Annotated in this window: 20 protein-coding genes; 1 reads left to right on the top strand and 19 read right to left on the bottom strand. The window is 45.8% G+C overall.

Going from position 1 to position 20,358, the window contains the following annotated elements; translation table 11 throughout:
- Positions 1 to 16: 16 nt before the first annotated feature.
- The 10 genes from AC3ITG_RS17830 to AC3ITG_RS17875 form a co-directional block, all read right to left on the bottom strand.
- Positions 17 to 844: a carbohydrate ABC transporter permease gene (locus AC3ITG_RS17830; RefSeq protein ID WP_489250869.1), complete on the bottom strand. Its 828-nt coding sequence runs from the start codon at positions 842 to 844 to the stop codon at positions 17 to 19.
- A gap of 14 nt (positions 845 to 858) precedes the next feature.
- Positions 859 to 1,743 carry a carbohydrate ABC transporter permease gene (locus AC3ITG_RS17835; RefSeq protein ID WP_489250870.1) on the bottom strand — a complete coding sequence of 295 codons (885 nt, stop codon included), beginning with the start codon at positions 1,741 to 1,743 and terminating at the stop codon, positions 859 to 861.
- Between the two features lie 106 nt (positions 1,744 to 1,849).
- Positions 1,850 to 3,157: an ABC transporter substrate-binding protein gene (locus AC3ITG_RS17840; RefSeq protein ID WP_489250871.1), complete on the bottom strand. Its 1,308-nt coding sequence runs from the start codon at positions 3,155 to 3,157 to the stop codon at positions 1,850 to 1,852.
- Positions 3,158 to 3,250: 93 nt separating this feature from the next.
- Entirely contained in the window at positions 3,251 to 4,018 is a 768-nt protein-coding gene (locus AC3ITG_RS17845) for a response regulator transcription factor (RefSeq protein ID WP_489250872.1), read from the bottom strand.
- Entirely contained in the window at positions 3,996 to 5,819 is a 1,824-nt protein-coding gene (locus AC3ITG_RS17850) for a cache domain-containing sensor histidine kinase (RefSeq protein ID WP_489250873.1), read from the bottom strand. Before AC3ITG_RS17850 ends, AC3ITG_RS17845 begins: the two co-directional genes overlap by 23 nt.
- Before the next feature lie 159 nt (positions 5,820 to 5,978).
- Positions 5,979 to 6,782 (bottom strand): phosphoenolpyruvate hydrolase family protein, encoded by an 804-nt coding sequence (locus AC3ITG_RS17855; RefSeq protein WP_489254485.1) that lies wholly within the window; start codon positions 6,780 to 6,782, stop codon positions 5,979 to 5,981.
- 52 nt (positions 6,783 to 6,834) lie between these two features.
- The gene (locus AC3ITG_RS17860) at positions 6,835 to 8,049 is read right to left on the bottom strand and encodes a Tm-1-like ATP-binding domain-containing protein (RefSeq protein ID WP_489250874.1); all 1,215 of its coding nucleotides are present in this window, start codon (positions 8,047 to 8,049) and stop codon (positions 6,835 to 6,837) included.
- A gap of 144 nt (positions 8,050 to 8,193) precedes the next feature.
- Positions 8,194 to 9,393 carry a phosphoenolpyruvate hydrolase family protein gene (locus tag AC3ITG_RS17865; RefSeq protein WP_489250875.1) on the bottom strand — a complete coding sequence of 400 codons (1,200 nt, stop codon included), beginning with the start codon at positions 9,391 to 9,393 and terminating at the stop codon, positions 8,194 to 8,196.
- A 173-nt stretch (positions 9,394 to 9,566) separates the two neighbouring features.
- Positions 9,567 to 10,307 carry a type I methionyl aminopeptidase gene (gene map, locus AC3ITG_RS17870; protein WP_063568306.1) on the bottom strand — a complete coding sequence of 247 codons (741 nt, stop codon included), beginning with the start codon at positions 10,305 to 10,307 and terminating at the stop codon, positions 9,567 to 9,569.
- A gap of 251 nt (positions 10,308 to 10,558) precedes the next feature.
- Positions 10,559 to 11,152, bottom strand: a complete 594-nt coding sequence (locus AC3ITG_RS17875) for a TetR/AcrR family transcriptional regulator (RefSeq protein WP_413371844.1) — start codon at positions 11,150 to 11,152, stop codon at positions 10,559 to 10,561.
- 222 nt (positions 11,153 to 11,374) lie between these two features.
- On the opposite strand from AC3ITG_RS17875, the gene AC3ITG_RS17880 reads away from it, so the two are divergent.
- The gene (locus AC3ITG_RS17880) at positions 11,375 to 12,232 is read left to right on the top strand and encodes an SDR family oxidoreductase (protein ID WP_489250876.1); all 858 of its coding nucleotides are present in this window, start codon (positions 11,375 to 11,377) and stop codon (positions 12,230 to 12,232) included.
- A gap of 54 nt (positions 12,233 to 12,286) precedes the next feature.
- Here the strand turns inward: AC3ITG_RS17880 and AC3ITG_RS17885 are convergent, their stop codons facing one another.
- From AC3ITG_RS17885 to AC3ITG_RS17925, 9 genes are all read right to left on the bottom strand, one after another.
- A complete protein-coding gene (locus AC3ITG_RS17885) occupies positions 12,287 to 12,805 on the bottom strand; it encodes a hypothetical protein (RefSeq protein WP_413371846.1) in 519 nt (172 codons plus the stop codon).
- A 266-nt stretch (positions 12,806 to 13,071) separates the two neighbouring features.
- Positions 13,072 to 14,382 (bottom strand): ABC transporter substrate-binding protein, encoded by a 1,311-nt coding sequence (locus AC3ITG_RS17890; RefSeq protein WP_489250877.1) that lies wholly within the window; start codon positions 14,380 to 14,382, stop codon positions 13,072 to 13,074.
- A 24-nt stretch (positions 14,383 to 14,406) separates the two neighbouring features.
- The gene (locus AC3ITG_RS17895; RefSeq protein WP_413371848.1) at positions 14,407 to 15,231 is read right to left on the bottom strand and encodes a carbohydrate ABC transporter permease; all 825 of its coding nucleotides are present in this window, start codon (positions 15,229 to 15,231) and stop codon (positions 14,407 to 14,409) included.
- 20 nt (positions 15,232 to 15,251) lie between these two features.
- On the bottom strand, positions 15,252 to 16,124 hold the full coding sequence (locus AC3ITG_RS17900) for a carbohydrate ABC transporter permease (RefSeq protein ID WP_076289313.1): 873 nt from the start codon (positions 16,122 to 16,124) through the stop codon (positions 15,252 to 15,254).
- Complete coding sequence (locus AC3ITG_RS17905; protein WP_413371849.1) at positions 16,121 to 17,209, bottom strand: ABC transporter ATP-binding protein; 1,089 nt, start codon at positions 17,207 to 17,209, stop codon at positions 16,121 to 16,123. Before AC3ITG_RS17905 ends, AC3ITG_RS17900 begins: the two co-directional genes overlap by 4 nt.
- Positions 17,210 to 17,233: 24 nt before the next feature.
- Positions 17,234 to 18,112 (bottom strand): metallophosphoesterase family protein, encoded by an 879-nt coding sequence (locus tag AC3ITG_RS17910; RefSeq protein WP_413371850.1) that lies wholly within the window; start codon positions 18,110 to 18,112, stop codon positions 17,234 to 17,236.
- Positions 18,109 to 18,942, bottom strand: coding sequence for an HAD-IIA family hydrolase (locus tag AC3ITG_RS17915; protein WP_413371851.1), 834 nt, complete (start codon positions 18,940 to 18,942; stop codon positions 18,109 to 18,111). Before AC3ITG_RS17915 ends, AC3ITG_RS17910 begins: the two co-directional genes overlap by 4 nt.
- 18 nt (positions 18,943 to 18,960) lie before the next feature.
- Positions 18,961 to 19,674, bottom strand: coding sequence for a glycerophosphodiester phosphodiesterase (locus AC3ITG_RS17920; protein ID WP_489250878.1), 714 nt, complete (start codon positions 19,672 to 19,674; stop codon positions 18,961 to 18,963).
- A gap of 144 nt (positions 19,675 to 19,818) precedes the next feature.
- On the bottom strand, positions 19,819 to 20,358 hold the full coding sequence (locus tag AC3ITG_RS17925) for a glycerol-3-phosphate responsive antiterminator (RefSeq protein WP_489250879.1): 540 nt from the start codon (positions 20,356 to 20,358) through the stop codon (positions 19,819 to 19,821).

The raw sequence follows: 20,358 nt of genomic DNA on the forward strand, positions 1-20,358 counted from the left end.
ATAAGCCTCCTTTGAATTAGCCTTTTACAGCTGAACTGGATACACCTTGAATAATATATTTCTGACCAAGCAGAAAGATTAAAATCATAGGGATAATCGCTGCGGAAGAAGCTGCCATCATTCCGTTATAATCAACGTTGTTTTCCAAAACGAAATTTTGTAGACCAAGCGGAATCGTATAAAGCTTTGGACTCTGCAGGAAAACCAGAGCATTCTCATAATCATTCCACTGCCAGGAAAAATCGATAATCGCAAACGTTGCAAGCGCTGGTTTGGCTAACGGTAACACCAGCTTGAAGAAAATTCGAAAATGACCCGCACCATCGAGTAATGCAGATTCTGTAATCTCGTTCGGAATACTGAGAAAGAATTGACGGAGCATAAATACGCCAAATATCGAGAACATGGCTGGCAGAATTAATGCCCAATGCGTGTTATAAATATGAAGCCAGTTAAACAGGATAAACTTCGGAACAAAAACGACTTGAGGAGGAATCATCATCATGGATAGATACACGATGAAGAGGGTATTACGTCCTTTAAATTCCGTACGGGCGAAGCCATAAGCAGCAAAGGCCGACAAAAAAACGGCACCAGCTGTACCAATCACGGCAATCTTAATTGAGTTAAAATAATAAGGGAGAAAATTATAGTTTCCCGTCCAGATTCGCTTATGGCTGGTCCAGTCCAGCTTCGAAGGAAGCCATTGGCGGAATACTTCACTCGGGGTCTGGAAGGAAGTACTGAGCATCCATAAAAAAGGGACAATCATAAACAACCCTGCAATCAGCATAAGGATCGTGACAGAAAGCTTAACCGAGCGTGTCTTCGTTGTTCTAAACATAGAGCCAGCTCCTCTCAGTAATGGACCCAGCGTTTTTGGCCGACCCATTGGATGATGGTAATGACAAGAATAACCGCAAACAGGAACCAGGAAATGGTTGACGCATAGCCCATCTCATAATAGCTAAATGCTGTTTTGTAGACGAACAGAGACAGAATCATGGTGCTTCCGCTTGGGCCGCCGCCCGTAATCGCTTGGATGAGAGAAAAGGATTTGACCGTCATAATCAACCCCGTAATCAATAGCATAAATGTCGTTGGACTAACAAGCGGCCATACAATTCTCCATGTAATAGTCGCTTTCCCTGCACCGTCGATACGTGCTGCTTCAAGTTGCTCCGTCGAAATCTCTTGCAGGGCTGCCAAATAGATAATCATGTTGTAGCCTAACATAAACCATATTTGCACGACGTCAATTGCATACATCGCCGAACTCGAATCGGCGAACCAGCCCGGAGGCGATACAATGCCGATAAAGCGAAGTACTTCATTAATCGGCCCCTGGGACGGCTGGAACAGCAGCATCCATACAAAAGCAACGGCAACACCGCTTGAGATATATGGCAGGAAGAACATTCCCCTAAGCAATCCTTTCAAATACACGCTCCGGTTAAGCACAAGGGCAACGAGAAACGCAATTGCTAATGAGACCGGAACGGACATCAGGAATATGATCGTATATTTGATTGAAGCATAGAACTGATCATCACCAAAAAGACGTTTGATATTATCTAATCCGGTGAACGTCCAATTCGGATTGGCGAATTGATAGTCCGTGAACATCATAAAGAAGGAGTACAAGGCAGGCAGAATAAAAAATGCGAGGATACCGAGCATATTAGGCAAAATAAATACGTAGCCTACCCAGCCTTGTTTCCGAATCCAGCTGTTCCTTTTCACAGAAAACGCCGCCTTTCTTCTCGTATGGAACTTTTTAAATACAGCAAAGAGAGAAGACGGAAGCGAAGAATCCTTCTTCTCTCTTAAGGATATTGTCAATATTCGATTATTTGATATATTCCTGATGGCGTTTGGCCATATTCTTAAGCGTTGTATCAATATCCTGCTCATTCAGGAAGTATTTCTCGTATTCTTCCTTGCGGGCATCCAGCGCTTGCTGCGGTACATTCAGTTGGAATGATGGGAACTCACCGAACACAACGCTATTCATCGACTCTGTATCGTATTTGTCTTCAACACCCTTGAGCAGCAGGTCCATCGCCTGCTTGTTATCAACGCTCTTCGAGGATGGAAGGCGTCCTCCGCTTGCCATCGGCAACATTCCGCCGTCCGCATACCACTTTGCGAATTTCCATGCCGCATCCTGATGCTTGGATTTTGCATTAACGGAGAGCATATCACCTAAACCGCCAGCATATTTATAATCCTTCTGATCGGCAGATACTTTCGGAATCGTTGCGAATGCGATTTTGAAGTCGTGCGGAAATTCCTTCAGGTTATTGGCGTTGCGGAAAATAAATTCTCCTGCAGCTAACATAGCTGCCTCCCCTTTGAGGAACATTGTATCTACCGGCATCTTGCTTGTTACTTGTTCTCCATATTCGGGTGTCGATTTGTCCACAAACATCATGTCATGCACGATTTGAAGCTGCTTTTTCCAAAGATCATTATTGAAGTTAGATGTTCCTTCCGGCGTGGTTACGCCAAGACCTGCTATGGTACCGTCAATTGCAGCGGTAATGGCGGAATCATGCTGCATAAGACCGTACACATTCGATTTTGTTAGCGCTTTCGCATATTCTCTCAAGTCGTCCCATGTCCAATCGACGGGAGGAATCGGAAGACCGGCTTCATCCAGCATGCTTTTGTTAAGCCAGATGAATAACATGTTTTTCTTTGTCGGAATGCCATAATACTTATCCCCAATTTTCCATTGAGCGGCGTCTACCCCCATTTGCTCGTCGATGTTGTAATCTGTTCTGCTGCTCAGATCCAAAGCGACTCCTGCATCAACACGTTTCTGTAAACGGTTAATCGTGTAGTTGACGAACAAGTCCGCGTCCTGCCCCGTCATGAGCGCCGTATCCAGCTTCAGGTTGCCGGGGTCATCATTTACATAACGGAAGTACTCGACCTGAATGTCAGGATTTTCTTTGTTCCAGCTGTCAATCACTTCTTGAGGTCCAGCCTCGGCAGGAACAGCTCCCCAAAGCGTGAGGTTGATGGTCTCACCGGCATTTTCATTTGCTGATCCTGCACTCGCTCCCTCGTTGTTAGCCCCTCCGCACGCGCTGAGCATCGAAGCTGTCAAAGTCGTAATCAAAGCTACCTTTAACCAGTTTCTATATTTCATTTACAGTCCCCCTTATCGAGTTGATAAGCTGCTTGCTACGTCTTTAACTTTATCACCAGCCTGACATTGGGGGTATGAACGGTGTTTGGATATTCATAGAACGATTTTTTGTTCTTTCCGGTATTCGTTCGGGGTTAACCCGCACCACCGCTTGAATATTTTAATGAAATAATTGTCGTTCTCAAAGCCTACCAACCTGCCAATTTCACTCACCGTTTTCTCCGTCTCTGTCAGCAGCATTTTCGCTGCTTGAACGCGGCGGTTCTGAATAAAATGCGTCATCGTGATCCCCATCTTTTTCTTAAATAAGTCACTAACATAACTGGCATCCATGCGAACATATTCAGCCAATCTCTTTAATGTCACATCCTCAGCGAAATGCTCCTCAATGTAGGTAATCATTCGGTTAAGTTCCGGATGATCCGTTGGTTCTTGGGCGGTCTTATCTGGGAACCATTTATCTGCCAGGCGAAGCTTATCCATTCTCGTCAGCTCTCCGGCTACTTTGTCCATAGTTTGCTTCAGTTCCTTCAAATCCAGAGAAAGTTTCATCAAATAACCTGAAGCTCCGTATTCCACAGCTTGTCTGGCATACTCGAATTCACTTACTGCCGTCAACATAACGAATCGGCATTCATGTCCTTCCTTTCTCGTGAGCTGGAGTAAACGGATGCCATCCATTAGCGGCATGAAAATGTCGGAAATGACAACATCCGGCTGCAGTTCCCGGATCAACTGCAAACCCTCCTCGCCATTTACCGCCTCGCCTATTATTTCAAACGGGATATTCGCCTTCGCAAACAATTTACGCAAGCTTGCTCTCGCGTACTGTTCATCTTCAACGATCAATGTGCGCCACAATGGTGCTCCCCTCCTTCAAATATGGTTTGGATAACAATAATGGGAAATGTATTATGACCCGCGTTCCTTCGTCCGTCGACTCTATCCGAAGTCCTGTTGGCTGGTTCTTAAACATAAGCTCCAAGCTCTCGCGAAGGTTCTGTACGGCAATGCTTTTTCGTTTCCGATAGGACTGATTCGCCTGGGATTTTTTAATTCCTATGCCATTATCCGCAACCTCCAAAATAAGCAGCGAATGGTGGATTGATGCACGAATGTCGATCCGCCCCTCAAGCTGTGTTTGTCCAAACCCATGAATCAACGAATTTTCTACCAGCGGCTGCAGACAAAATTTCGGAATCAGTGCATACTCCAGATCCCTGGAAACTTCATAATGGATCTCGATGCCATGTCCAAACCGTTTCCGTTGGATATCCATGTAGGATTCAATTAGCACAATCTCCTCCTTCAGAAGAATAAGATCAACCTCCAGATTCAGCGTAGTTTCTAATATTTTTCCTAGCGATACACAAATCTCGTAAATCTCATCTTCATCCTTATCCAGTGCAATGCTCTTGATTGTATTCAGCGTATTCAGCAAAAAATGAGGATTCATCTGACCAAGCAACACCTGAAATCGGACAAACTGCTTTTGCCGCTCCTCAAGCTTTAACTGTTCCAACAGATTATTGATGTCTGCGATCATGAAATTGAAGCTTCGGGTTAGCGCCAGCAATTCACCTCTGCCTTGTTCCGGCAGCTTTGTCTTCAAATTCAATTTTACTGTTGTCTCCATCTTTCGTTGAAGGTGCTTTAAAGGACCGGTAACGGTTGAAGAAATGAAGTAAGTCAACAGCACAAACAGTAGCAGGATGGCCCCATATACGGTATAGAACCTCAGCTTCTGTTTGTTCACTTCTTCAAATAGCAAGGACAGGGGTATCTTTTTCACAAGATAACCGTCAAGCTCTTGAATCTTGCTATAGGTATACATCATATGGTTGTTCACAATGGATTGGGAGGAGGTAACCTGTCCCTGGCTCTGACTTGCTGCTGTAATGGCAGATGACACGGTAGAGGGTACGTTATCCCCCGACTTGGATTGAAGCATAATATTCCCATATCCATCCATTAGAAAATAGGCTCCTTCCCTATCGCTACCGAATGTATTTTCCTCCGTTTTTTCCTGAAACCATGCTTCATAATCGATACTAAAACGTCCATAAGCGAATGGTTTTAGTCCATCGTCACGCAGCACTTCGTAAAGGCTCAGCATCCGATTTCCTTTTCTCTCACGAACGCCGATCGTCAAATCATTGGATTTCCATACGTACCGCTGTCCCTCAGTTCTCTTCAGCTCCTGTACCCAGGGCTCGGAACTGATGTGGGCATAATTCAGAGAATTCTCCGGCGTATACGAGGTGTAAGCGTTTCCTTTTAAATCGATCAATGTGTAGAATACGGTAGCTCCCGTAAGGAAAAAGCTGTTTTCAATACTAGCGAATTTATTTTCCACAATTCGCTTTCGATGGATGGCATCATATAATTCCGGCTTCTGCATCACTTCGCGGAGGACAGAATCCTGATCTAGCAGCATCCCAGTCTTCATCACAAGACTCATCAAATCGATAAGATCGGCTTTGATGCCTTCGAGTTGCTTGACGTTAATGTCCGAAGCGTCCCGCTGGAGCATAACTTCCGTTTCTCGGAAGTTGTAGAGGAATAATATGGCTATAGGCGTCAGGAGGAATAACAGAAATGAAAATAGTATTCGGTGTTTAAAAGTGCCCGGCGTTATTCTTCGCAGCCATCTGGTCAACATGATTATTGCTCAACCCTCCCATCGGTGTATACCTCCCAATTTACTGAACATTATGGCTGATCGCAACAGTAAATTATAAGCCCTCATATGAGGAGTTGGTCTCCTCTTTCCTTTGGATAAAAAACGACAGCCAAATAATTGACTGTCGTTAGGTTGATGCTATTTCCGAATCGACTTAAAGAACTCCGTCTGCTGTGTAATGCCTTTCTCTGCCGCAAAGCGCTCGATGCTGGATGCGCCGAAGAATCCATCGATGCCCTTCGTTCTCTCAATGACATAGGCCGCATCCTCCGGCTCTGCAATGGGTCCACCGTGGCAAATAATCATGATCTCCGGGTTCACAGTCCGCCCTGCTTCAATAATAGCCTCAATTCGTTGTACACAGTCGTCCAGGGTCAGTGCTGTTTTTGCACCAATGGAGCCCTTGGTCGTCAAACCCATATGCGCAACCAAAATGTCAGCCCCCGCCTCCGCCATGGCTTTTGCCTGAGCAGGATCAAAAACATACGGCGTAGTCAGCAAATCCAATTCATGGGCGATACGGATCATTTCAACCTCCAGGTCGTACCCCATACCGGTTTCCTCCAGGTTTTGTCTGAACACCCCATCAATCAAACCAACGGTTGGGAAGTTTTGAACTCCGCTGAAGCCCTGCTCCTTCAACTGCTTCAGGTATACCTCCATTATTCGGAAAGGGTCGGTGCCGCACACCCCTGCCAAAACAGGCGTATGTTTGACGACGGGCAGCACCTCGGCACCCATCTCAACGACGATTTGATTGGCATCTCCATAGGAGAGCAAGCCCGCCAGCGAGCCGCGGCCCGCCATTCTGTACCGACCGGAATTGTATACGATTAACATATCTGCTCCGCCCGCTTCACTGCTCTTGGCAGTAATGCCTGTACCTGCCCCGACACCTAGTAGGATTTTACCCTGCTCTACCTCTCCCCTAAATTTGTCCATAATTTCTGATCTGTTCAGCTTATTCATTTCGTTATCCTCCTTATTGGATTCATTAGGAATTTGATGTCATGAGAGCGATCAGCTTTTGTGCTGCGGCTTCTGCAAAGGCTGGATCGTTGATGGCGCAATCCATTTCAATCACTTCAACAATTGAGCGATCGACATGCTGGCGCAGGGTATCAAACAACATCCGGTCCTCCTCCGGTCCGTAGAAAGGCTCCCCCTCCACATCAATTGCGGATACGCCTCTAAGCGGTAGCATTAGCACGGTGCGTTCCTTTGCCATGTTCAGCTTCTCCGCAAGCTTCCTGCCGATCTGCTCATTCTCTTCCACCGTGGTTCTCATCAGGGTTACCGTCGGATTATGCTGATAAAACGTATGATCCTTGAATTTCTCCGGCACAGTATCGCTCGGCCCAAAATTGCACATATCCAAGGCGCCCACCGAGACTACCTGCGGAATGCGATTGTGGCCTGCAGCCTCTAAACGATTCGGCCCCGCATTTAAGACACCGCCGATGATTTCATCCGCCCACTCCGTCGTGGTCAAGTCCAATACCCCTTCAATGAAGCCTGCTTCAATCAACGCCTCCATCGACTGCCCTCCGATGCCCGTGGCGTGGAACACAAGCACCTCGTAGCCACGCTCCTCCAAATATTTTCTTGCCGCTGTCACACATGGTGTTGTCACTCCAAACATCGTAGCTGCAACCAGCGGCTTCTTATCCGGTTTGTGCGTATGCTCAAACTTGAGCATACCCGCCATCGCAAATAATGCATTAGTAAATATTTTCGTGGAAATTGAGTTCAACCCTGCTACATCCACCACAGACGGAATCATGACAATATCACTCGTGCCTACGTATGGAGCTGTGTTTCCAGAAGCAACGGTTGATACCATCACCTTAGGGACACCAATCGGGAGAGCTCTCATGGCAGGTGTGACCAGTGAGGTTCCACCAGTGCCACCAAAGGAAATGATTCCGTCAAATTTACCTTGTTTGTACAACTGTGGCACCAGCTTCTTCAATCCTATGGACAAAACCTCTGTAGCCAAAGCCCGATCCTTCTTTGCCGCAAGCTCTTCTATGACCATGCCTGCGGCGTGGGCGACTTCCTGATTGGACACATCCGGAACAAATGACGGTTCGAATACACCTGTATGAATCATCAATGTCCCCAACCCAAGCTCCTCTGCAATGCTCTTGATGTAAAGGTATTCATCACCCTTCGTATCGAACGTTCCAATGATTGCGACGGTCTTCATTCCACGGCCTCCTCGTATAACTCTTTAGAAACCAAGCTCGATCGCAGGTAGCATGCTGATTTTTTTTCGCTAATAGAAAAACCAGTACGATCGCTATAACTCCATCATACTGGTCCTGTTTATTTATGAAAACGCTTTTATGTTCTATGTTTTTGTGTTTAGGTTAGATCTGTACTTTTTGGGAGAGCAGCCCTTAAGCTTTTTAAACATTTTGCTGAATTGTGCGTAATTGGGATACCCAACCATCCCGGCCACTTCGGATAATTGAAGCTGCGGCGCATGAAGAAGCGTGACGGCTTTATTTATACGGAAGCTCACCAGATAGGTCTGAAAGCTGCAGCCAACCTCCTTTTTAAACAAACTGCTCAAATAGCTGCGGGAAACATGAGCAACCTTGGCCAGATCCGAAAAAACAATTTCACTACTATAGTTTTGCGCCACATACTCTTTGACAAACTCAACGTAATCATAATGCTGGGTGATACCTTTCAGCATTTTGACCATAAAATCGTCCTCATCCAGTTTACCCAGGCGTTTAAAATCGCGAGTAATTGTCGTAATCGACTTCTCGGAAGGAATTCGTTCAAAAGCAGACCCACCAATATAGCCCATAATGTCTGTGTTGTCGCTATACATGTACTGGACATCGACCGGCGTCTTTACCGGACCGCCATAAATCATCTTGATCAAATCCGGCTTAAGCTGATTGCAGGTATCAAAAATACGCAGTGCCTTTGATTTGGCGGCCTCCAAGGATACAACCTTCCGTGCACCCAATAACCCGCCTTCGGTCAGACCGAGATGAGCACAGATTACATCTGCTCCCGCTTCAATCATCTGGGCCGCCTGAAGCTCATCAAATACGAACGCCACCGTAAACAAATCCTGTCGATGGGCCAGGCGTATGGCCTCAACCTCGACGTCATAACTAATCCCGTCGTCCTCCAGAGCCTCTCTGAATAATCCGTCTATTAAGCCGACCGTAGGATAGTTGTTGACTCCCGAAAACCCTCTCCTCTTGATTTCCTCTATATAATCAACCATTTCTATGGTTGGATCATTCGCATTCAGTCCAAAGAGTACGGGAGAATGCCTCACGAGTGGCACAATTTCTCTTGACGCAAAATCCATTACCATATCATTACTGTTGCAAAACGGCAAAAAGCCCGCTAGAGAGCTTCTCCCCATCTGGCGAAACTTGCCGGAGTTCAGCATTAATATAAAGTCCGCTCCACTCTGAGCTGCATACTTGGCTGTGATTCCCGTTCCTGTCGAGACACCGATGATGTGATTCCCCTCGCACAGCTGTGATTGAAGACGCTCCAGTATGACTGCTCTGTTCATGCTCCATCCGCTCCTCATCACAATTTAACAATTTTAGTTTTTGTTCCTCAATATTATTATTGTACATCATTCCATATAGCTCATTGCCTCCTTCCTCGAACCGTTTTGTTAAGGGGCATCAAAAAAAGCCGATTTCCCAGTTGGGAAATCGGCCTTAGACAATGCTCTTGATATTATTGTGTGACAATAATCGGACCATTTTTAGTAAGGATAATCGTATGTTCGACTTGAGCTACATAGCTTTTTTCTGTAGCAAAGGTCCATTCGTCTTCTTTTTGATACACCTGTTCTTCTAAAGTTGAGATAAATGGTTCGAATGCAATAACCATGCCTTCTTTTAATAATTCATCATCCGATGTATCGTTATAATTATAAATATGGTCAGGTGCTTCGTGTATGTTACGTCCAACACCATGTCCTGTAAGGTTTTTTATAACGGTTAATCCATGCTGTTTTGCTGTTAGGAATACCGCTTTTCCGATGCCGCTTTTTTTGGAACCAGGTTTTGCTTTCTTAAGACCTGCTTCAAATGCTAGTTTAGCAACGTCGCATATTTTCGTTAACACTTCTTCTCCTTCGCCTACTACAAACGAGATTCCTGTATCAGCGAAATAGCTGTTCTTTGAGCCAGAGACATCTATATTGACTAGATCCCCTTCTTGAATAACCCGTTGCCCCGGAATACCATGTGCCACTTCTTCATTAACACTAATACAAGTATAGCCAGGAAAATTATATGCACTTTTTGGAGCTGAAACTGCCCCTTCTTTCTCAAAAAGCTCTCCAGCTATATCATCAAGTTCCTTCGTCGTTATGCCAGGAACTGTTCTTTGTACCAATTCATCTCTAATAAAGGCAACAATTCTGCCAATTTCCTTCAAACCATTAAAGTCTTCTTCTGTTTTTGCAATCATTGTTTTCTGACCTCACTATCTTTTATCATCAATTAAATGTATAAGCTGAAACAACCAATTAAATAATCATATCCAAATGGTCAAAACTTCGCAACTTTTTTTAAAACGTCGGCAGGTTAATGAAATGCTCTGTATCCCCCTCTACTTTTTAGTTAGGAAAGACGTTTCTCATGTTGTTCCTATACGTATGCTTTGTGAAACATGAGGTGACTACATCGCCGGGTGTAAAGCGTCGAGAAAAAAACTTCTCTTTAGCGGGTTGTTTGCTCCCAAAGAGGGGCTAAATTGATGGATAAAACCTCAATGACTTGTTCAAACATCGTTTCGAATGAGCGATCTTGGGGGTTCCGGCTCCACTGCAATGCCGATCCGAATATGCCCCAACTGACAACGAGTGCCAGGGCTTCTAAATTTTCTTGCGAAAAGCCCTGTGTGCGCACTTCATTGATCCGTTTAAGCAGGAGTTGATGAAGATCCTGATGCATGGCATTTTCAAACATGGCTTCAAACTGCTTGTCTCCTGGTGTACTACATTGTTGAAACTGCAAAAGAAAATCATATATGCTCTGCATAAGGATTCGCAGATTTTCCGCATTGCATCTTGCTTCTTCCGGGAGTCTATCCCTTATCGTCATTTGAAATTTTTCCGTCATCCAATATTCTAGAAAGTCATATTTATCCTGAAAGTGCGCATAAAATGTTGTCCGATTTACGGTTGCTTGATTTGTGATATCATGCACAGAAATGGAATATACGTTTCTCTTTTTCCCAATCAAATCGTTAAAAGCCTGTACGAACAATTGACGGGTTCTTTTAACACGCGGATCCTGCGGATTAACCGACATTTCATTCCCTCTTTCTCTTGTAATCCACTAACAGACAAAAGGACAAAAATGTTGGGAACACAACAAAAACAGCCTTTTGCATGTTGTTCGCACAACTCAATCCTTATATCCTTTGCTTATGCGACTTTTTCAACACGCATGTATACGATTATGATGGCACAAAAAAAATTGTATAACAAGAAACTCTTTATTGGATTTGCAAACGAAAGGATGAGTGTAGAAATGATTGTTGTTACAGGAGCGAATGGAAAATTAGGTCGCAAGGTCGTAGAGGAACTTCTCAAGCGTGTTCCTGCCGAGGACGTTGGTGTGAGTGTCCGTGATGTGAACACCGCACAGGATCTAAAAGAACGCGGGGTTCGTGTTCGACAAGGACATTTCGATAATTCCGCGAGTCTTCTTCATGCCTTTGAAGGAGCATCTCAAGTTCTAATTATCTCGTCCCATTCCTTGGGTGAAGTTGCTATTCGTCAACATCAAACCGCAATTGACTCGGCAAAGAAAGCCGGTGTTAGTCGACTTCTGTACACGAGCCAAATGTTTTCATCTTCAACATCGCACTTTCCTCCCATGGACGTTCATGCGGCTACAGAAGAGATGCTAAAAGCTTCAGGAGTACCTTTCACTTCGCTCCGAAATGGTTTCTATGCTGCATCGGCGATGATGTGGATGGGTGATGCCTTGAACACAGGGGAATTGATTGCTCCGGAAGACGGTCCTGTTGCCTGGACCACCCATTCCGACTTGGCTGAAGCCACAGCGGTAATCTTGACAGAACAGAGATATGACGGTATAACTCCTCACCTTACGGCTTCCGAAGCGATCGACATGGATAAAATCGCATCGATTGCTTCCAAAGTCTTGGATCGACCGATTCGGCGAATTGTCGTGTCGGATGATGAATATCAGAATCACTTGACGTCCCGTGGCCTACCAGAAGCGATGATCAGCATGCTTACAGGTATGTTTCAGGCAAGTCGACTGGGCATATTTTCGCAAACCCATACCGCTTTGGAAAACCTGATTGGCAGATCTCCAGTGAATTTTACGAATTTTTTAAAAGACTCGATTTATCAATAACACCTTGACACTAAAAAAGAAAAGCCCCTTAAGTCTAAGGGGCTGAATATCAGATTATACCTCTTCCTCTTCGGCCTGACTAGGTGGGGCCATCAGACCTTTGACGGCACCCATAAACGGATGGATGGATTTGATCATGCCGTAGCCCATTTTCATGACCGGCATGAATTGCTGGATCATGCCGAATATCCGCATTCCGCCTCCAAGCATACCGCCAGCCGAAGCCGCACCGCCAAGCCCGCCAAACAGCGAACCCATCATCGGTAGAAAGGACGAAACCTGCGCGCGCGACACTGTGCGCGAACGGGTAGAAGGCTTGCGCGTACCATTCGCCCGTTTCTGGTTCTGAGAACGACCGCTCTTGCTGCGTGAAACGACCTTTCGGTTGGAACGTTGGGAACTGTCCCCTGTTGTTGCCTTGGGGGATATCTTTCCTCCCCCGGTAAGCACCACGCCTCCGTTATTCACGTCAGAAATGTAACCGATGTAGGTTTCACCACTATGAAGAGTCACGCAGACGGGCCGGGCCTTATACCGCTTTGCCTTTAGGCGTATTTCGTTGGTTTTAGCCATGGAATTTCACCTCGCTCTACTGAATCTACTTCAGTTTACGCGAGAAGTGGACTACTTGCCTGTGCGAATGAGACATACGTGTGGTATTCGCTATAGGTCAATTCATCAAAATAAGTGATACCACTGGAAAACTATAAAGATCATGATTTTTATTGTATTTTTGACAGAAGTCTTTCTCAGACCTGGATTACTTTTTCTGTCATCCAAACTAAAGAGCTAAGCGGGACATATGCCGCCCAGCTCCTTGGTCTCTTTAAATCATAACTCTACTTATTCAGCAAGACATTGGCCTTCTTCGCCGCTTCAGCTACAGCGACCTCTGCCGAAACGGAAGAATCAACAACTGCACGAAGAATCTCATTCTTGATAATCTCACCAATCTCTGGATAAACCTTCTGCATTGGACGTGGACCCGCATATTCCAGTTGGTCTACAGCCACCTTGAACAGCGGCTTTTCTTCATAAAGCTTCTTCATTTCATCGCTCTCCACTGCACTGATTCGGCTAGGCAAATAGCCCGTGAAGGAACTTGCATAAATCGTTTGCTCTTTGGAGGTCATCCACTTGATAAACTTCCACGCCGCTTCCTGCTTTTCTGGCGACAGGCCAGAAGTCATAACCAGGTTGGCACCGCCTGTCGGCACTCCATACGTATCATTTGCAGGCATAAATGTCGTTCCGAGTTCAAAGCCCTGCTCTTCTGCAACCTTCATATTATTGGTCAGATCCGCAGTTGAGGAGAACAGCATCGCTGAACGCTGATTGTGGAAATCCGTTTTTGCTTGCGTACCCGCATCATCGGTCGTACCGATGCTCATAATACCTTCATCCTTCATCTTGAGCCATAACTTCACAGGTTCAATGCCGGTTTCATTATCGAATGCCGCACTTTTTCCGTCCTCGCTGATCATCGTTCCTCCACTCTGCCTCACAAAAGCCTCATAAAGCCAAATATCGACAGGCATCGAGATACCGTAACGCTGATCCTTAATCGTTAGCTTGCGTGCATAATCTTCAAATTCCGCCCAATTCTTAGGTCCAGCAGGATCAAGGCTGGCCTCCTTCAGCATTGTACGATTCAAATAAAGGATAGGTGTGCTGCGTAAATACGGGAGAGCATATAGTTTTCCATTCACATAGGAATTTCCCATTAGCCCTTGAATGAAATCTTCCATATCAAGCTGATCCTTCTCAACAAAAGAAGTCAACTCCTGCGTCATACCTGACTCGGCAAACACACCCACTGAAGCAATTTCATTTTGCCATACTTCGGGGGCATTGCCCGCTGCGAAAGCAGCCTGTGCCTTAGAATGCTGATCTGCATACGTCCCTTGATATTCCGCCTTCACGATCACTTCATCTTGGGATTCATTAAACATTTTCACCAAGTTCTCATTGTTCTCGGCGATCTTGTCTCCCCAAGAGTACCAATAGGTAATCTCTATTGGTTTGTTGGCCGTATCATTGGAATTGCTACCAGAAGCAGCGCCGGCCGAACCATCGGAGTTGGAAGCACCACAAGCCGTCATAGTAAGCGCAAGCGTTGCCGCTAACAAAACAGATCCAAATTTTTTCATGAATAAACCCTCCTGTTAATCTGATTATTTAACACCCGAATAGACAAATGCTTTAATAATTTGGCGTTGTCCAAATAAGAAAACGATAAGAATCGGAACGACCAAAATCATGTTTCCAGCCATTAAAATATGCCAGGCAGCTCCTCCGTCAACCTCGCGCAGCTTAGAGATCCCAATCGGAAGCGTTCTTGCTGCATCAGAAGTTGTCATCACAAGCGGCCAGAAATAATCATTCCAGTGTGCAATGAAGCTGAACAATGCAAATGTTACTAACGTTGGACGGGCCATTGGCACCATAATCTTAAGAATGATCTTCCATTCAGGTGCCTGGTCGAGTCGCGCCGCTTCAATAAGCTCTTCCTGTACTTGCTTGAATGACTGCCTGAGCATGAATATGCCAAAGGCGCTGGAAGAGAAGGGCAAAATGAGTGCCAGCAAATTGTTAATGAGTCCCCACTTGCTCATCAACAAATACACAGGTAGGAAAATGAGCTGACCAGGAATCATCAAGGTCACCATCGTTATCCCGAATAACAGCTTGTCTCCTTTGAAGGAGTATCTTGCAAAAGCATAGGCTGCCAATATTATGGTCGTGAATTGAAGAACGAGTATGCTGACCGATACAACAACGCTGTTCATTAGATATTTCAAAAAAGGCCCCGATTCCCACGCCGCTTGGAAATTGCTCCACATCACCTTGGAGGGAATCCACTTGGGTGGAAAAATCACCGTCTCCGGGTAAGACTTCAAAGATGTTGAAATCATCCATAGAAAAGGGATAGCAAAAATCGCAACCAATGCTATTGTGGCAGTAATATTGAGCATACGCAGCAATGACTTCCTTGCCATAAAATTTTCTCTTCTCCTCTCTATTGGTAGTGAACCTTGCGGCTCAGCAACTTAAAGTAGACTAGCGTAAGCAGACCAACGACAACAAGCAGTATAACTCCCGCTGCCGATGCATAACCGATCTTGAAGTAGCGGAATCCATACTCGTAGATGTAAAAGACGAGCGTGTTGGTTGAATTGATCGGACCCCCGTTGGTCATAATGGCAATGGTCTCAAACACCTGGAATGAACTGATCAGATTGATGATTATTAAGAAAAATAGTGTCGGCGAAAGCATGGGAAGCGTAATTTTGTAGAATTTACGCCACCAATTGGCCTCGTCCAGAGCTGAGGCTTCATACACATCCCTGGGAATGCTTTGGAGGCCCGCGATGAAGATGAGGGCGTTGTAACCCACGCCTTTCCAGACCGAAACAAGCACAAGCGACAGTAATGAACTGTCTGGACTACTCAGCCATGCCAGCTTAGGCAAACCAACCATATCAAGCAAACCGTTAAGCAAACCGAATTTGGGATCCATTAGCCACATCCACACCAGGGATACCGATACAAGTGAAACAATATGCGGACTGAAAAGCGCACCCTGAACAAACCCGTACCATGCCCCTTCCCGATTCAGCCAAATCGCAAGTAGAAGCGAGATCACAATGGATAAGGATACCGAAAGAAGCGTATAGTTCAAGGAATTGCTTAACACCTGAAGAAATGCACTATCCTTAAATAGTTCAACAAAGTTGTTGAATCCCACGAACTCCTTGACCGGATTAATAAAATCCCAGTTGTAAAAGCTTAAGAAGATCATATAGAAGATCGGATAAAGGAAAAAAATGGAGAATATTGTGATGGAGGGAGCCACCAATACATAGGGACGGAGCTTGGACCAGACGGTCATGAATATCCTCCTCCCAGGACAATCAGCTCTCCCGCTTCGGCCAGCTCATGCTGACGAGCACGCACACCGTTCCGATCAAAATAGTACAGGTCCTGCATAGACACGATGATGTTTACCTCGGAGGCTGACTCCAACGGTTTCAAGAAGCTCTTTACGGCGATAGGTCCAAGCGCGGAATCCAGTTGATAGATGATCTCTGCTCCCAGTGTCTCGCGTGTCATGATATGAGCCGAGAACTGAATATGCCCGGTCTGCGGTCTGTTCTCAAGCGTCATCGTTGCTTTCTCTGGTCGAAAGCCAATATGACCAATATCATCATGAAGCTGCCCATTCAAAAAAGGCAGGATACGTTCACGATCAATCACATTCATCGGCGGTGTACCGATAAACTGCGCTGTGAAAACATTATCCGGATCATCGTAGATTTTCATTGGACTGTCTGCTTGTTGAATACGCCCTTTATCCATGATGACGATACGATCTCCCATCGACATGGCCTCAACCTGGTCATGAGTTACAAAAACAAAGGTTGCGCCCAGCCGTTTGTGAAGCTGAATCAGTTCCGTGCGCATCTGATGGCGTAGTTTGGCATCCAGATTCGACAAGGGCTCGTCCATCAGGAAGACTGCGGGACTTTTAACCATGGCCCGAGCCAAGGCAACCCGCTGGCGTTGACCTCCGGACAGAGCTTGCGGTTTTTTATGCAAATACTCTGCCAGACCGACGACCTCGGTGATCTCCTTTACAAGACGCTCACGCTCGGGCCGAGGCACCTTGCGATTTACTAATCCGAATTCAATGTTCTCCTTGACTGTCATCATTGGATATAATGCATAGTTTTGAAATACCATCGCCACATTACGCTTGCCTGGCTCTACTCCATTGACACGATGGTCCCCAATCCAAATTTCACCTCCCGTTTCTTTCTCAAGTCCTGCGATCATGCGGAGTGTCGTCGATTTTCCACAGCCGGACGGGCCGACCAATACCGTAAAGGAACCATCCTCAATGGTCAGATCGAGACCCTCGATGACTTTATCCTGCTTGAAGCTTTTTTCGATCTGCTTTAATACAATTTGAGCCACGACATTCCCTCCTTTTTCTTCACATTATTGTGCGGCCGATGCTATTCGAACGGATAAGATAAGGTCGCTTTCTTCACCCACTGCATTAGCGACAGGTCCAAAGCCCGGCGTATCATGACAAAAACTCTGAATATCATTCATGAGAACAGCACCCAGCATTCGTTGGTGAGTGATTACTACTTCGCCCTCATCAACTTCAATAACGCGGTATGCCGGCACATCGAGACAAGCTGCGGTCTGTACGTAATGCCATTCTCCTTGCTTAACGATGGAATTCATGTGATTATGCCCGCAAAAATAGATGCCTCCACCTGGCCGACTATTGAATACATCCCTCAGTTCATCCTGCGGACGGATGTAAAGCTTATCTAGTGTCGAGCGCGCAGTCGTATCGAATACCGGATGATGCCCGAAGACGAGCACTTGCTTTTCATGTGAATCGGCAATTTGGCCTTTAATCCATGTCAGCTGCTCTTCGTCTAGCTCCCCTCCCCAATCCTCACGGTTCATTTCCTGGGTAGTATCCAGAAAAATTAGTCTGGCGTGAGACGTATCTATGGCCCGATAGCGTGCCTGACCTGTTAGCGTGGAAATTTCATGCTTTGGCAGCGAATACGTATCATGATTACCCAGCACATGAATGAATTTCCGTTCACTTTTTGCAAGAATGGAGAAAATGGATCGAAGTTCCTGAGCCGTTCCTTCATGCGTTAAATCACCAATTGAGATATGATAGTCCGCATCCTCCTTCAGAAAAGCCTTGAGCATATGCTCGTATGCCCGGACTCTTGCAGCCCTCATTTCTTCCGTCCCGTGACTCATGCTTGAATAGTGAAGATCACCAAGTAACGCCAGACGCATAAACGCCACCTCCATCTTTATTTTGGATACCTTCCGGTTCAAGCCTTCTCCACCTGCAACACATTTGAAGGCTTTGGATGGGCCTGCTGCTCCATAATGAATTCGTTGAATGAAGGCCATATATAATCCGGAACGATTTTTGTCTTTCCGATATCCTCTCTTGAAGAGATCCCCGTAAGCACGAGCGCAGTCTTCATTCCATTTTGCTGTCCAAATAAAATATCTGTTTCCAGCCGATCACCTATCATGAGGCATCTGCTGCGATCCACATCCAATAGCTGAAGCGCCTTCTCTGCATAATAGCGGGAAGGCTTGCCAATCACGACCGATGCTTTCTGCTGACTGGCCGCCTCAATCGAGCTTAGAACAGCTCCGGTATCCGGAATGATATCCCCTTGAACGGGACAGCAGTTGTCCGGATTAGTTGCGAGCAGAGCCGCTCCATGGCGCACTGCTTTTGCCGCCAGATGGAGCTTATCGTAGTTAAATTTCCGATCCATTCCGACTAACACATGTGTTGATCGATATGGATCCTCGGTAATTGCTACCCCGAGTGCCCGAAGCTCCCTCCGCAAAGCTTCCTCACCTACAACCAGCACCTTGGCGTCCGGCGCATGCTCTGCAAAATACATTCCCGAAAGGTAACCTGCAGTCAGAATTTCATCAGGCTGGCACGAAATGCCCAAACTCAGCAGCCGTTTGTAGCAATCTTCCTTGGTATGAACGGGAGTATTTGTAAGGAACAGCAGGCGCTTGCCTCGTGTACGCAAGCTGTTTATAAAGCTATTCACGCCAGGGAGCCTCATCTGGCCAATATAGATGGTCCCGTCCAAATCAAAGCAATAAGCATCGTAAGCATATACATCTTCCATCACATTACTCCTGCCCGCTCACAATGAGCTGGACAACTCCAATACATCTATGAAGCATTCCAGTTCGTCAGTGCAGACCCATACGGACGGATACTCCTGAAATTTCTTCATGACGGAAGTCTCGTTGATTGTCCACGCCATCAATTGGATTCCTAATTCTTGGCATTTATGAATGTAATGCTCGGTCACAAAAGCATGGTGTATGGACAAGAACATCGCCCCCATCTCTAATGACCAGTCCAGAATAGCTTTCGAACAGCCAAAGGTAATGAGACCAATACGTACATCGCCAGATCGTTCCCTGATCTTCTCCAGGGCATCGAAATCAAATGACGTAATTACCACCTGATCCAGCATGTTGAATTCCCCGATAACTTCAAGTACCCTTTCCTCCAGATGAGGGTAATAGCTTCCCATCTGCTTGAGCTCAATGTTAAGTTGAATCTTACCCTTTAAAGCACGCAGCACCTCTTCAAGGGTTGGAATATGTTCATCTTGCTTGATTTTTAAAGATTGCAGCTCCGAAGCAGTATAATCAGCCACCCTGCCTGTTCCATTTGTCATGCGGTCAAGCGTATGGTCATGAATCACCACTGGAATTCCATCCTTGCTGAGATGAACATCCAGTTCGAGATGTGTGAACCCAAGCTCTACCGCTTTTAAAAAGGAAGACATCGTATTTTCAGGATACTTGCTTGGATAGCCGCGATGAGCAACTGCTTGAATGATCATGCTCTATTACCTCCCGTTATATATTTTTGGACAACACAAAAAACCCAGCAGCAAATCACCCTCCTTCAACATCAAGGTTGTATTGATTTACTTACCACCGGGTTTTCTCGTCGTCTCCACCCAAGGATAGATGTATGATATTAATTAATTCCAGAATTTCTCATGGCCTACTGAAACAAAATCTGCCCCGCTCTTTAATGCTTGTTGTATTTCTTCCTCATACCGGATAAGGCCACCCACAATCAATGGCTGCGAGATGCGTTCTTTCAGTTCTTGGATGACTCGAGGCATTAATCCCGGCATCAGTTCAACCTCATCAGGCTTATAGCTCATAATCATACGAACCGCAGTCGTTATTGCTGCCGTATCAATGGCGAATATGCGCTGAATGCTTAATATGCCCGCTTGCTTGGCCGCAGAAACTGCGTTGCTCTTTGTCGTCACGATCCCGTCGATTTTGAACACATCTGCAAGATATTGAATTGCTGAGGCATCTCTCCCAATCCCGGATACCATCTCCGTATGCACATAAACTTGTTTGCCACTTCGATGCAGACTGTCTATGATCGAACCCAGATTAGTAATGTTTCCTGTCATCAGAATAACTCGCTGTACATCGCTTGCTATAGCTTGTGAAATTTGTTCATCTGTCGTGATGGAGGCTATGATCGGATAATTCTTCAT

This window comes from Paenibacillus sp. GL_099_B (assembly GCF_057835695.1).